Here is a 13,320-nt window from a genome sequence, read left to right as displayed (position 1 = left end):
TTTGCCCTCCCGCCCATAGTCCCCACCCGCCCTTGCCCATGACACACTCCCATGCCTTGACCCAGGGGCTGCGCCTGCCCATTCTTGCCTCGCCCATGTTTCTGGTTTCGAACCCGGAGATGGTGATCGCCCAGTGCCGCAGCGGCATCGTCGGCAGCTTTCCGGCGCTCAACGCCAGGCCGCAGCAAGCGCTGGCCGTCTGGCTGGACCAGATCCAGGCCGCGCTGCAGGCCGATCGCGACGCCGGCGGCCAGCCCGCCCCCTATGCGGTCAACCTCGTGATACGGCCCCAGGCCGAACGCTTCGAGGCCGACCTCGAAACCTGCGTGCAGCACCGCGTGCCCATCATCATCACCAGCCTGGGCGACCCCAGCCGCGTGGCGCAGCGCGTGCATGCATATGGCGGGCTGGTGCTGCACGACGTGACCTCGGCGCGCCATGCCAGGCGGGCGCTCGCGGGCGGCGCCGACGGCCTGATCCTGGTCTGCGCGGGCGCGGGCGGCCATGCGGGCGCGCTGAGCCCGTTCGCACTGGTCAACGAAGTGCGCCGCTTCTTTGACGGCCTGATCGTGCTGGGCGGCGCGATCACCGACGGCCGCGCGGTGCTCGCCGCCCAGGCCCTGGGCGCCGACATGGCCTATATGGGCACGCGCTTCATCGCCACGCAGGAGTCGAGCGCCGTCGACGGCTACAAGAACATGCTGGTCAGCGCCAGCGCCAGCGACATCGTCTACACGCCGCATTTCTCGGGCATTTCGGCCAACTATCTCAAGCCCAGCATCGTTGCCGCGGGCCTGGACCCCGACAACCTGCCCACGGTCGACCCGGCCGAAGTGCGCGCCGCGGGCGACCGGCAAAAGCGCTGGAAGGACATCTGGGGCGCGGGCCAGGGCGTGGGCGGCATAGACGATGTGCCCGCCATTGCGGAACTGGTCGACAGACTGGAAGCCGAGTACCGCGCCGCGCAGCAGGCGCTGCGCGAGCAGCTCGACGCCGCAGCGGCTGTCCAGGGAGTCACCGCATGAACGCGCGCATCGACACCACGCCAGCCCAGGCCGGACTCGACTCGCTGTTCGCGCCGCGCAGCGTGGCCGTGGTCGGGGCGTCGCAGGACACCACCAAGATCCGCGGCCGGCTGCTCAAGACGCTGGTCGACGGCGGCTTTGCCGGTCCCATCTACCCGGTCAATCCGAGCAGCGCGCGCATTCAGGGCCTCACCGCCTATGCCGACGTGAGCGCGCTGCCCGAGGCCGTGGACCTGGTGCTGATCGCCGTCGCCGCCGATCAGGTGATGGCCGTGCTCGAGCAGTGCCAGGCGCGCGGCTGCCGCAGCGCGGCGATCTTTTCGGCCGGCGCCAACGGCCTGGCGCCGGGCGAGCGGCTGCAGGACCATGTGCAGGCCTTTGCCCAGCGCAGCGGCATGCGCATCCTGGGGCCCAACTGCGAAGGTTTTCTTGACGCCCAGACCGGCCTGATCGCCACGTTCAGCCCGACGCTGGAATTCGTCGCGCCGCGCATTCCCGCGCTGCTCGACGGCCGCGCACGCGTGAGCATCGTGTCGCAATCGGGGGCGATGGCGTTTGCGCTGTTCAGCCGCGCACGCCAGCTGCACATTCCCATACGGCATCTGGTGTCCACGGGCAACGAAGCCGACGTGGACCTGCTCGAAGTGGCCGAACACCTGATCCGCGCAGGCGAGACGCGCGCGCTGCTGCTGTTCGTCGAAGGCTTTCGCGATGCCAGGCGCTTTGCGCATGTGGCGCAGATGGCCGCCGACGCGGGCATCGCGCTGGTGGTCGCGAAGATCGGCCAGTCCGGCGCGGGCCAGCGCGCGGCGGTGTCGCATACCGCGCATCTCACGGGCGCCGACACCGCCTACGAAGCCGCGTTTCGCCGCTGGGGCGCGATGCGCGTGCAGACGCCGGGCGAAATGCTGGCCGTGGCCGCGGCGCTGAGCGCCAACGCCCTGCCGCGCGGGCGGCGCGTGGCCATCGTCTCCACCTCGGGCGGCGCGGGCGGCTGGGCCGCGGACATCTGCGAGCAGGCCGGCCTCGAAGTGCCCGAACTCGATCCGGCCTTCAAGGCGCAGCTCGCGGCCATCGTGCCCGACTACGGCTCGGCCGAGAATCCCGTCGATGTCACCGCGCGCGTGGCCGAAGACGGCGGCAAGACACTGCTGGCGATTCTCGACGCCATGACCCACGCGCCGGGCATAGACCTGGGCCTGGTCATCGTCTCACTGGTGGCGACCGAACGGCTGGTGCGCATAGAGCGGCAGCTCAAGGCGCTATATGCGGCGGGCGGCCATCCGCTGGTCTTTCACTCGCCGGGAACGCCGGGCGAGGCCGCGCTCGAAGTGCTCACGCGCGTGGGCGGCGTGCACCTGGAACTCGCCGACTTCGCACGCGCCATGGTGCTGCTGACGCAGCACCAGGAGTTTCTCGACCGCTGGCAGGCGCGCCAGCCGGACACCGCCCCTGAACCGGCGCTGGCGGCGAGCGCAGACATGGGCACGCGCGAACTGCTGGACCACTGGCATGTGCGCCAGCCCGCGCAGGCGCTGGCGCGCGACGCCGAGCAGGCGGTGCAAGCCGCGGCCGCAATGCCGGGGGCAGTGGCGCTCAAGATCGTCTCGCCCGATATCGCGCACAAGACCGACGCCGGCGGCGTGCTGCTGGGCCTGAGCGGCGCCGACGCCGTGCGCGGCGGCTTCGCGCGCATCATGCAGTCGGTGCAGGCGCATCTGCCGCAGGCGCGCATCGACGGCATTCAGGTGCAGCAGATGCTGGCACCGGGGCGCGAAATGGTGGTCGGCACGGTGCGCGACCCCGACTTCGGGCCCATGGTCATGCTGGGCTTTGGCGGCATTTATGTCGAAGTGCTGCGCGACGTGACGTTCGAACTCGCACCGCTGACGCTGGAACAGGCGCACGCGATGATAGGCCGGCTGCGCGGGCGCGCCCTGCTCGACGGCGTGCGCGGCGAGAGCGCGGCCGATACCGGCGCGCTGGCCGAACTGCTGGTCGCGGTGTCGCGCATGGCCGGCGAGCCCGGCAGCACGCTGCGCGAAATGGAGCTGAACCCGGTCATCGTCTACCCTCAGGGACAAGGCGCTTTCGCCGTGGACGCACTGATCGTGCGCGACAACTGAAGGAGCACCGGAACATGGCAGAAATCGAATACGAACAACAGGGCGGCATCGCCCGCATCGTCCTCAACCGTCCCGAGCGCAAGAACGCGCTGGCCAACGACATGCGCCAGCAACTCACCGAGGCCTTTCGCCAGGCCGATGAAGACGACGCGGTGCGCGCCGTGATCCTGACCGGCACGGGCGACAGCTTCTGCACCGGCGCCGACGCGGGCAGGATGACAGCGCTCGACGTCAAGGGCTCGCGCAACCGCCTGCAGCGCAATGCGCACACGCTCATCAAGACGCTCTACAACATCGAAAAACCCGTGATCGCTTCAGTGCGCGGCAATACGCTGGGCATAGGGCTGAGCATGATGCTGGCCTGCGACCTGGCGATCGCTTCGCAGACCGCGCGGTTTTCCTGCATCTTCATGCGCCGCGGCCTGGCGCCCGATTCGGGTGCGGTGTTCTTTCTGTCGCGGCTCATAGGCCAGGCGCGCGCGCGCGAGCTGGTCTACAGCACGCGCTTCATCGATGCGCAGGAAGCCGCGGCCATGGACCTGGTGACGAAAGTCGTGCCCGACGCCGAGCTGGAACAGGCAACTCTGGCGCTGGCCGAAAACCTCGCGACCCAGCCGACCTATGCGCTGGCCATGGCCAAGAAGATGTTCCAGTTCTCGCTGGCACCCACGCTGGAGCACTTTCTCGAATACGAGGCGCTGATGCAGCCGCAGATTCACCAGACCCAGGACTACCGCGAAGGCATAGCGGCCTTCAAGGAAAAGCGCGACGCGAAGTTCGTCGGCCGTTGAAGGCGCGGGCGATCAAGCCAGCATGCATGCGGCCTGGGGCGCGGGCGCGCAGGCCTGGGCCGCCGCGAGCATCCAGTCGCGGAACACGGAGATGGTGCGGAACTCGCGCTGGTGGCGCGGCCGCAGCAGGTAATAGCCCTGCTCGCGCGCCAGCGGCCTGGCAAACGGTGCGACCAGGCGGCCGTTGTCGAGTTCCTGGCGCACCATGGCCGTCTGGCCCACGGCAATGCCCACGCCGTCGACCGCTGCCTGCCAGCACAGCAAGGTGCTGCTGAACGTCATGCGCGGGCTGTCGCTGGCCTGCGCTTCGAGTTGCGCTGACTGCAGCCAGATTTCCCAATCGGTGCGCCGGTAGCGCGATACCAGCAGCGTCTGGCGCAGCAGCGATTGCGGGTACTTGGCATCGGGTGCATGGCGCGCCAGAAAGGCGGGCGAGCACACGGGCTCGATCTGGTCGCGAAACAGCAGATCGGCCTTGGCCTCGGGCCAGTCGCCGATGCCGAACTGGATGGCGACATCGACCGCATCGCGCTCGAAATCGATCTCGGGAATGGTGTGCAAAATGCGCACGTCGATCTCGGGATACTGGCGCTGGAAATCGGGCAGCCGCGGAATGAGCCACTTGCTGGCGAAGGCATTGTAGGTGCCCACGCGGATCACAGTGTCGCGCTCCGGCCCGGTCAGCTCGTAAGTGGCTTCGGCGATGGCTTCGAAGGCCGGCAGCACCTTGGCCGCATAGCGCTGGCCGGCCAAAGTCAGCGATACGCCATGCCGCTCGCGCCGCAGCAGTTGCACGCCCAGATATTCCTCGAGCGCCGTGATCTGCCGGCTGACGGCGGACTGCGACACATGCAGCAGCTTGGCAGCGTTGGTCAGGTTGCCGGTGCGGGCAACGACCTCGAACATGCGCAGAGGGTTCAATGGGGGAATACGACGGGTCATACGCAAAGGCCGCAAGGCCTGCAGAAGTGACTTCCCATTGTCTTTTGGACGACCATTGCCCGGGCCTGGGTCGAACCCTTGTATGCATGCGCCACCGGGACCACGGCCCCGGTGGGCAGCGCCCGCATCAGTTCTCGAGCGTGATCTTGAATGCCTTGATCAGCGAGCCCCAGCGCACGGGTTCGTCGGCGACGATCTTGTCGAATTCCTTGCCATGCGTGCCTGCGGGCACATAGCCCAGGCTGATCAGGCGCTGGCGCACTTCGGGCACGCGCAGCGCATTCGACGCGGCCTTGGCCCAGGTCGCGACCTGTTCGTCGGACGTGTTGGCCGACGTGACGAAAGCGATCCAGCCGACCAGCTCGTTCATCGCCGGGAAGCCCTGCTCGCCGAACGTGGGCACATCGGGGAAGCCTTCCGAGCGCGTCGGGCCGGTCACGGCCAGCGCGCGCAGCTTGCCGTCCTTGCCCAGATGCTGGCCGGCGACGCCGAAGTCGGCGACCACGGAGTCGACCTGGCTGCCCAGCAGGTCGTTGATCGCGGGCGCTGTTCCCTTGTAAGGCACATGCACCTGCTTGAGACCGGCGGCGTTGTTGAAGGCTTCGCCGGCAACGTGGCTCGACGTGCCCGCGCCGTACGAGCCGAAGCTCTGCGGATTGCGCTTGGACAGCGCGACGAATTCAGCCAGCGTCTTGGCCGGATGGTTCTTGTTGACCAGCAGCACGAAAGGCGTGACGCCCAGCTGCACCACGGGCTTGATGCCGTTGACGCTGTCGTAGGGCACCTTCATCAAATGCGGCACCACGGCCAGCGTCGAGCCCAGCACCAGGCCGAACGTCGGGCTGCTGGCGGGCGCACGAATCACGTCGTTGAGCGCCAGCGTGCCCGAGGCACCGGGCTTGTTCTCGGCGACGATGGTTACGCCCAGCGTCTTGCTCATCTCGTTGGCCACGGCGCGGCCTATGGTGTCGGAGCCGCCGCCCGGAGCCAGCGGCAGCAGCATGCGCACCGGCTTGCCCGATTGGGCCAGCGACAGGCCGGATACGGCCACCATGCCCGCGACCACGGCCATCTTCAGAATGTTGCGCTTGGAATTCATGTCTTGTCTCCTGCTTGTAATTGGTAATTGCCGAATGCCGGCGCCTCAGGCGCGCGCGGCAATCAGTTGCTGTGTGGACAGGCAGGCTTCGCGATACTGCTGCGCGAGCCCGGCGATGAAAACGCCCGCGGGCTGGATTTCGGTGAGCACGCCAATGCCATGGCCGCAGCCCCAGATGTCTTTCCAGGCCTTGGGCTTGCCCGCGGCCCAGTTCATCTGGCTCACGTCGCCCACGGGCAGGTTGTCGGGGTCCAGGCCGGCGCGCGCCATCGATGGCTTGAGGTAGTTGCCGTGCACGCCCGTGATCAGGTTGGTGTAGACCACGTCATTGGCCGCGCTGTCGACGATCATCTGCTTGTGGCCGTCGACGGCATTGGCTTCCTGCGTGGCGATGAAGGCCGAGCCCATATAGGCCAGGTCGGCGCCCATGACCTGGGCCGTGAGAATCGCCCGGCCGCTGGAGATCGAGCCCGACAGCGCCAGCGGGCCGTCGAACCATTGGCGGATTTCCTGCAGCAGCGCAAACGGCGACTGCGCACCCGCGTGGCCGCCCGCGCCAGCAGCGACGGCGATCAGGCCGTCGGCGCCCTTCTCTATGGCTTTCTTCGCGAACTTGTTGTCGATCACGTCGTGCAGCACGATGCCGCCCCAGGCGTGCACGGCATCGTTGATTTCCTTGCGCGCGCCCAGAGACGAAATGACGATGGGCACCTTGAAGCGCGCGCAGACTTCCATGTCGTGGTCCAGCCTGTCATTGCTCTTGTGCACGATCTGGTTGACGGCGAACGGCGCCGAAGGCTGGTCGGGGTTCTGGCGGTCGTATTCGGCGAGTTCCGACGTGATGCGTTCCAGCCAGACTTCGAGCTGGTCGGCCGGCCGGGCATTGAGCGCGGGAAACGAGCCCACGATGCCGGCCTTGCACTGGGCAATGACCAGATCGGGCGTGGAAATGATGAACAGCGGCGCGGCGATCAAGGGAAGGCGCAGCTTGTCTTTGAGCGTGGAAGGCAAGGCCATGGGGTGTCCTGGTGATGTCGGGGTTCAGATGCGGCGGTCGACGCCGGCCCAATAGGGCGCGCGCAGCAGGCGCTTGAAAATCTTGCCGGTGTCTTCGCGCGGCAGGCTGTCGTGGAAAGTGATGGTCTGCGGAATCTTGTAGTTGGCGATCTTCTCGCGCAGGCGCTGCTGTATGGTGGCCGGCTCCAGCGTGCAGCCTTCCTTGAGCTGCACCGCGGCGGCCATGGACTCGCCGAACTCGGCGTCGGGAATGCCGAACACCGCGACATCGCTGACTTCGGCCATGGTCAGAATGCTGGCCTCGACTTCGGCGGGGTAGATGTTCACGCCGCCCGAAATCACCATGTCCGACTTGCGGTCGCAGATGAACAGATAGCCGTCGTCATCGATGAAACCCATGTCGCCCAGCGTCACCAGGCCGTCGCGGCTGATCGACTGGCGATCGTCTTCGCGGCCGATGTAAGTGAAATCGGGCATGGCCGGCTGGCGCACGTAGATCAGGCCGATCTCGCCGCGCGGCAGCTCCCGGCCGTCGTCGCCGACGATGGACAGTTGGGCGCTGCCCAGCGCCTTGCCCGCGGAGCCGGGCTTGGCCAGCCATTCGCTGGCGGTGATGAAGGTGGTGTAGCCGGCCTCGCTCGAACCATAGGCTTCGGTGATGGTCGGGCCGAACCAGTCGATCATGCGCAGCTTGAGTTCGCGCGCGCAGGGCGAGCCAGTGGAAGACACCTGCTGCAGCGAAGACAGATCGTAGGCCGCGCGCACTTCGTCGGGCAGCGCCAGCAGCCGCTGGTACATGGTGGGCACGAGGTAGGCATGGGTGACCCGGTGATCGGCGATCAGCTGCAGCGTGCGCTCGGGCTTGAAGCTGGGCTCGAGCACCAGCGTCGCGCCCACCGCGCAGGCGTGCGACACAAACGACATGGTGGCGCTGTGGTACATGGGCGCGCTCAGCAGCGCCACCGATGCGGGCGTGGTGCCGTAGACCGCGCCCGGCACCTTGGCGGCTTCGGCATCGACCTGGGAGCGCATCTCGGGCGCGACCGGCAGGCGGCGCACGCCCTTGGGCTTGCCCGTGGTGCCCGAGGTGTAGACCACGGCGTTGAATGGAAAGCGCTGGCTCTCGGGCAGCATCTCGCCCTGCTGGCCCAGCGCGGGCCAGACCTGGCTGGCGACGTTGTCGGCATCTTCCTGCAGCGGCGCGACGAGCAGCGCCACGCCATCGGGAACGCCGGCGCGAATCGCATCGACCAGGTCTTCGTGCACCACCAGCGCCTGGGCGCCGCTGTCCTTGAGCAGGAACTCGACTTCGCCGGCCTTGAAGTGCCAGTTGAGCGAAACCAGGTAGACGCCCGCGCGCTTGCAGGCGATGACGGTGGCCACATAGCTGGGGCTGTTCTTGAGCATGACGGCGACCGTGCCGCCTTCCTTCACGCCCAGCGCCTGCAGGCTGCGCGACACACGGTCGGCCAAAAGCGCGAGCGCCGCTTTGCTCCAGTGCTGATTTCCAAAGACCAGGGAAGGAATCATTTTCTCTCCGAACTCGCCATGCCGCGCAAACTGAACAGTGTTCAATTTAACCGATAGAATCCGCTGCGCCCAGGGCCCGGGCCCTAGGGACTTCCCTTGGTTTTGCTACGAAGAAGATAGCAAATGTCTCCGACATGACTAGACTCGGCGGACACGCGAGTGCGAAGAGGATGGAATGACGCCTGACAAACCCAACGCTCCCGCCGTCAAGCCGCAGGGACAGTGGCACCACGGCAATCTGCGCGAATCCCTGGTGCAATGGGGCGTCGCGCTGCTGCGCGAAGTCAGCCTGGACCAGCTGAGCCTGCGCCAGATCGCCAAGTCCGCGGGCGTCTCGGTGGGCGCGCCGGCGCACCACTTCGGCGACAAGGACGGCCTGCTCGCGGCCATGGCGGCGCAAGGCTTTCGTGAACTGATCGCGCTGCGCCGCAGCTACCTCGCCAAGCTGCCCGCCGACGACGAACAGGGCCGCATGCATGCGCTGGTGCGCGGCTATGTGGAGTTCGCCCAGGCCAACGGCTCGCTGTTCGAACTGATGCTGGGCCCTGGCCTGGGCAACCGGCTGCAATACCCCGAACTCGCCGAACAAGGCCGGGCTTCGTATCTGCTGTTCTGTGAAATCGCCCAGCCCCTGCTGCCGCCGCCCGCGCAATGCGCGATGCCGCATGCGGACGCGCTGCAGATGCTGTGGTCATCGATACACGGCCTGGCCATCCTGCGCGTGCACCGCCGACCCGCGCCCATGAAAGCCAGCCGTTCGCGCACGCTGGACCATCAGGTCGAGACCATGACCCAGTTCTGCCTGGCGGCGATCGCGGGCCTCAGGATTCCCTGAAGCCCCTCACCGCGCGCGCAGAAACTCCTCCAGCGCATCGCAGGCGTACTGCAGGCTGTCCCACGGCGTGTCGTGGCCTGGCGAAAGCCGCAGCAAGGCATCGAAGCCGCGCGCCTGCATTTCCCAGGGCGTGAACGCCAGCGGACTGATCGCGGCTTTGACGCCGCGCTGCTGCAGCGCCTGGTGCAGGGCCGCCGCGCCATGGCCGGCACAGCTCAGCGTCACGATGCCCGACGAGGCATGCGGCCCGGCGCGCAGCGCCTGAACGCCGGGCAAGGTATCGAGCCGGTCGCGCAGCCAGTCGGCGCGCTGCTGAATCTGCACCTGGATGTGATCCATGCCCACGGCCGCCCACTCGGCAACCGCCGCGCCCAGACCCAGCCGCAGCGCAACCGACGCTTCTGACGGCTCCAATCGGCGCGCATCGTCGCGGTAGGCCCAGGTGTTTTCGCCTTGCCAGGGGCGCGCGAAATGATCGGCGCCCAGCGGCCGCAGGCGCGCCAGGAAGTCGGGGCGAACGTAGACAAAACCCGTGCCGCGCGGGCCGCGCAGCCACTTGCGCCCCGGCGCCGTGAGCGCCGCGCATTGCAGGCTGCGCACATCGACCGGCCATTGGCCCACGGCCTGTGCGGCGTCGATCAGCAAGGGCACGCCAAAGCGCGCGCACAGGCTGCCCACGGCCTGCGCGGGCTGGACCAGCGGGCCGTTGGCCGGCATCCAGGTCAGCACCACCAGGCTCGCGGGTGTGCGCAGCAGCGCTTCGAGCGCGTCCAGATCGACCGCGCCGTGCGCGTCGCTGGGAATTTCCTCGACCTGCACGCCGTGGCGTTGCGCCAGCGCCATCAGCAGGCCCAGATTGCCGCCCCATTCGCTGCGCGGCACCAGAATGCGCCCGCCGCCGCGCCAGTCCATCGCCTCGACCACGCGGCTCCAGCCGTCGCTGTTGCCCTGGGTCAGCGCGATGTCCTGCGGCGACGCATGGATCGCTGCCGCAATGCCCTGGTAGACCTGGGCCAGCCCGGCCTGCGCGGCCCGGGCGGCGCCGTAGCCGCCGAGTTGCTGTTCGCACAGCGCGTGGCCGTGCATGGCATGGAGTGCGGCGTCGGCCAGCGGGCCGCAGGCGGCATGGTTGAGATAGTGCATCACGAAAGCAGGTACGCAGAGGCCGCCCAGCATAGCGCAGAGGAACGGCCAGGCGAGCGCTGCCGTTACGCCGCGCCAGCCTGGCGCAGGCAGCGCCGCAGATAGCTTTCGAGCCGGGCCGGGCCGCCATAGGGATCGGCACAGCCGACATGGCCGTCGGGCCGCAGCAGGTAGGCGGCGTCGCGCTGCAGTCCCACGGCCGCATGCGGCGGCCCGAATTCGAAGGGCTGCAAGGCGATGCCCTGCACGGCGCACCAGGCGGCGAGCTCTTCGCGCGCCGCGCCGTAGACATGCACCTGCCACGCCATTGCGGACAGCGGGCCGTAGTTGTCGTCTTCGCGCACCCAGGGCAGACGATCGCCGCCGCGCACTTCGCCGGCCTGGCCTTCGCTGATCGGGCTGTCGTGGTAGCTGATCAGCGTCTGGGACAGCAGGCGAAACAGGTACTCGCGCACGTCATCGATGCCATAGGCCAGCGGCGCGACGATGGGCGCGATGCGCGTGCGCACGAAGTCGGCGAACGCGCCCTCGGCGGTGATGAACTGGAACACGCGGTCGGTGGTTTCGACCAGGCGCAGCGCGAACGCGCGGCGCTCGGCTTCATAGCTGTCGAGCAGCGTGTCGGGCGCGCCGTGGCGCAGCACGGCGGCGATTTTCCAGGCGAGGTTGATCGCGTCGCCTATGCCGGTGTTCATTCCCTGGCCGCCGGCAGGGCTGTGGATATGCGCGGCATCGCCGACCAGGAAGGCCCGCCCCTGGCGGTAATGATCGGTGACGCGGTGGTGTACGCGATAGGTCGAGAACCAGTGGACCTTGACCACCTCGAGCCCGATGCGCGCGATGGCGCGGTGGGCTACATCGTCGAAAGTCAGCGTCTCGGCGCGGTCGGCTCCGTCGTCGTCGTCGAGCACACCGATCAGCCGGCCCTGCCCCTGGTCGTTGTACGCCAGCCAGGCGACGAAATCGGCGTTGTCGAGCGCGATATTGATGTCGCCGTTGGCGGCCGGCCCGCGGGCCTGCACATCGGCCACGTAGAAAAACTTGCCATAGGTGCCGCCGGGAAATGCCGTGCCCATCTGGTGGCGAACGATGGAACGCGCGCCGTCGCAGCCCGCGACATAGGCCGCCGTGCAGCACTGCTCGCGGCCGTCGGCCGTGCGCAGCTGCACCACCACATGGTCGTCATGCGCTTCGAAGCCCAGGCACTCGGTCTGGCGCTCCACGGCGATGCCCAGCGCTTGCAGGCGCGCGATCAGCAGGCGCTCATGGCGGTCCTGCGGATAGATCAGCACAAAGGGATAGCGCGTGAGTGACTGGCCGGCCGTGCCAAAGCGCAGCGTCGCGCGCTTGGCGCCGCTGGTCCAGAGGTTGATTGCCGGATTGCGGTGGCCCGCGGCCAGCACGGCATCGGTCAGGTCGAGCTGACGGTACAGCTCGAGCGTGCGCGCCTGCACGGCCAGCGCGCGCGAAGTGGTTGCGGGCGCGCGGGTCTTGTCGACGATGCGCACCTTGACGCCTTGCGCGGTGAGCCACAGCGCAAGCACCAGGCCGGTCGGGCCGGCGCCGACGATCAGGACATTGTCATGGAGGTTCATGGCCGCAGCCCCCAAAAGCAGTGGCGACAGCCCAGTGTGTTCCTCACGCATCAGCCGTTTTGTAGGCGATGACGAGGTTTTGATTTTAATAGTTGAAAACTATCAAATATCTAATTATCATTTATTTATCAATCAACCGACATCACCATCATGCGTCCACTTCTCTTGCTCACTGCCTGTGCCGCCCTCTGCGCTCCCTTGATTCTGGCAGGCTGCGCGACGGAGACTTCCCAGGCCCTGACCGTCTCCCAGACCAAGGCGGCCACGCGCAGCTACCAGGGCCCGCGCCGCCCGATTGCCGTGGGCAAGTTCGACAACCGCTCGAGCTTCATGCGCGGCGCTTTTTCCTCCGGCGTCGATAGCCTCGGCAGCCAGGCAAAGACCATTCTCATCAGCCATCTGCAGCAGACCCAGCGCTTCAATGTGCTGGACCGCGACAACATGGCCGAGACCCAGTTCGAAGCCAATCTGCGCGGCAGCGCCCAGCAACTCAAGAGCGCCGATTACGTCGTGACGGGCGCTGTCTCCGAGTTCGGCCGCAAGGAAGTCGGCGACAAGCAGTTCTTCGGCGTGCTGGGCCGCGGCAAGACCCAGATCGCCTACGCCAAGGTCACGCTGAGCATCGTCGACATCCGCACCGCGGAAGTCGTGCGCTCGGTCCAGGGCTCGGGTGAATACCAGCTGTCGAACCGCGAAATCATCGGCTTTGGCGGCAGCGCCAGCTACGACGCCACGCTCAACGGCAAGGTCCTCGACCTGGCGATACGCGAAGCCACCGATCGCCTGGGCGAAGCCGTGGACGCGGGCCTGCTGCCCGCACTGTCCGCGGCCCCACGCTGAAAGGCCGGCGCATGAAAACCAACGCTCTCATTTTGCGGGCCGCGGCGCTGGGCCTAACCGGGCTGCTGCTGGGCTGCGCCGCGCCACAGCCGCTCTACCAGTGGAATGGCTACCCGGCCCAGGTGTACAGCTACCTCAAGAACGCCGACGCCTCGCCCGAGCAACAGATACAGGCCCTGGAAAAAGGCATTGCGCAGAACGTCGGCACGCATGCCGCGCTGCCGCCGGGCTATCAGGCCCACCTCGGGCTGCTGTATCTGAAAGCCGGCCGCACCAACGATGTCCTGCATGCCTGGGAGCGCGAAAAGGCCGCGTTTCCAGAGTCGACCCAGTTCATCGACTACCTCATCGGCAACCTGAAGAAGAACGGGACCTGA

12 protein-coding genes are annotated in these 13,320 nt (G+C 67.5%); 6 read left to right on the top strand and 6 right to left on the bottom strand.

Annotated elements, in window-relative coordinates:
* The first annotated feature begins 38 nt into the window (after nucleotides 1-38).
* Genes KHY18_RS01310 through KHY18_RS01300 form a run of 3 tightly spaced genes read left to right on the top strand, consistent with a single transcriptional unit; the run spans nucleotide 39 to nucleotide 3,942 of the window.
* Entirely contained in the window at nucleotides 39-1,025 is a 987-nt protein-coding gene (locus KHY18_RS01310) for an NAD(P)H-dependent flavin oxidoreductase (RefSeq protein WP_213293416.1), read from the top strand.
* Nucleotides 1,022-3,151: an acetate--CoA ligase family protein gene (locus tag KHY18_RS01305; protein ID WP_213293414.1), complete on the top strand. Its 2,130-nt coding sequence runs from the start codon at nucleotides 1,022-1,024 to the stop codon at nucleotides 3,149-3,151. Before KHY18_RS01310 ends, KHY18_RS01305 begins: the two co-directional genes overlap by 4 nt.
* A gap of 14 nt (nucleotides 3,152-3,165) precedes the next feature.
* On the top strand, nucleotides 3,166-3,942 hold the full coding sequence (locus KHY18_RS01300) for an enoyl-CoA hydratase/isomerase family protein (RefSeq protein WP_213293413.1): 777 nt from the start codon (nucleotides 3,166-3,168) through the stop codon (nucleotides 3,940-3,942).
* A 12-nt stretch (nucleotides 3,943-3,954) separates the two neighbouring features.
* Here the strand turns inward: KHY18_RS01300 and gcvA are convergent, their stop codons facing one another.
* The 4 genes from gcvA to KHY18_RS01280 all read right to left on the bottom strand — a co-directional run bounded on the left by gcvA (nucleotide 3,955) and on the right by KHY18_RS01280 (nucleotide 8,530).
* Nucleotides 3,955-4,884 (bottom strand): transcriptional regulator GcvA, encoded by a 930-nt coding sequence (gcvA, locus tag KHY18_RS01295; protein ID WP_213293412.1) that lies wholly within the window; start codon nucleotides 4,882-4,884, stop codon nucleotides 3,955-3,957.
* A 127-nt stretch (nucleotides 4,885-5,011) separates the two neighbouring features.
* Nucleotides 5,012-5,983 carry a Bug family tripartite tricarboxylate transporter substrate binding protein gene (locus KHY18_RS01290; RefSeq protein ID WP_213293411.1) on the bottom strand — a complete coding sequence of 324 codons (972 nt, stop codon included), beginning with the start codon at nucleotides 5,981-5,983 and terminating at the stop codon, nucleotides 5,012-5,014.
* A 45-nt stretch (nucleotides 5,984-6,028) separates the two neighbouring features.
* Nucleotides 6,029-7,000 carry an NAD(P)H-dependent flavin oxidoreductase gene (locus KHY18_RS01285; RefSeq protein WP_213293410.1) on the bottom strand — a complete coding sequence of 324 codons (972 nt, stop codon included), beginning with the start codon at nucleotides 6,998-7,000 and terminating at the stop codon, nucleotides 6,029-6,031.
* Between the two features lie 24 nt (nucleotides 7,001-7,024).
* The gene (locus KHY18_RS01280; RefSeq protein ID WP_213293409.1) at nucleotides 7,025-8,530 is read right to left on the bottom strand and encodes an AMP-binding protein; all 1,506 of its coding nucleotides are present in this window, start codon (nucleotides 8,528-8,530) and stop codon (nucleotides 7,025-7,027) included.
* A gap of 175 nt (nucleotides 8,531-8,705) precedes the next feature.
* Between KHY18_RS01280 and KHY18_RS01275 the strand changes: the two genes are divergently transcribed.
* Nucleotides 8,706-9,365: a TetR/AcrR family transcriptional regulator gene (locus KHY18_RS01275; protein ID WP_213293407.1), complete on the top strand. Its 660-nt coding sequence runs from the start codon at nucleotides 8,706-8,708 to the stop codon at nucleotides 9,363-9,365.
* Nucleotides 9,366-9,371: 6 nt separating this feature from the next.
* Here KHY18_RS01275 and KHY18_RS01270 read toward each other — a convergent pair whose 3' ends face one another.
* A complete protein-coding gene (locus KHY18_RS01270) occupies nucleotides 9,372-10,508 on the bottom strand; it encodes an aminotransferase class V-fold PLP-dependent enzyme (protein ID WP_213293405.1) in 1,137 nt (378 codons plus the stop codon).
* Between the two features lie 65 nt (nucleotides 10,509-10,573).
* Nucleotides 10,574-12,103 (bottom strand): FAD-dependent monooxygenase, encoded by a 1,530-nt coding sequence (locus KHY18_RS01265; protein WP_213293403.1) that lies wholly within the window; start codon nucleotides 12,101-12,103, stop codon nucleotides 10,574-10,576.
* Between the two features lie 150 nt (nucleotides 12,104-12,253).
* On the opposite strand from KHY18_RS01265, the gene KHY18_RS01260 reads away from it, so the two are divergent.
* Both KHY18_RS01260 and KHY18_RS01255 read left to right on the top strand, forming a co-directional pair.
* On the top strand, nucleotides 12,254-12,943 hold the full coding sequence (locus KHY18_RS01260; protein WP_213293401.1) for a CsgG/HfaB family protein: 690 nt from the start codon (nucleotides 12,254-12,256) through the stop codon (nucleotides 12,941-12,943).
* A gap of 11 nt (nucleotides 12,944-12,954) precedes the next feature.
* On the top strand, nucleotides 12,955-13,320 hold the full coding sequence (locus KHY18_RS01255; protein WP_213293399.1) for a DUF4810 domain-containing protein: 366 nt from the start codon (nucleotides 12,955-12,957) through the stop codon (nucleotides 13,318-13,320).

This window comes from Acidovorax sp. CCYZU-2555 (assembly GCF_018413525.1).
Taxonomy (GTDB): domain Bacteria; phylum Pseudomonadota; class Gammaproteobacteria; order Burkholderiales; family Burkholderiaceae_C; genus Comamonas.
The sequence above is the reverse complement of the archived record's forward strand: the minus strand, read 5'-3'. Positions and strand labels throughout refer to the sequence as shown.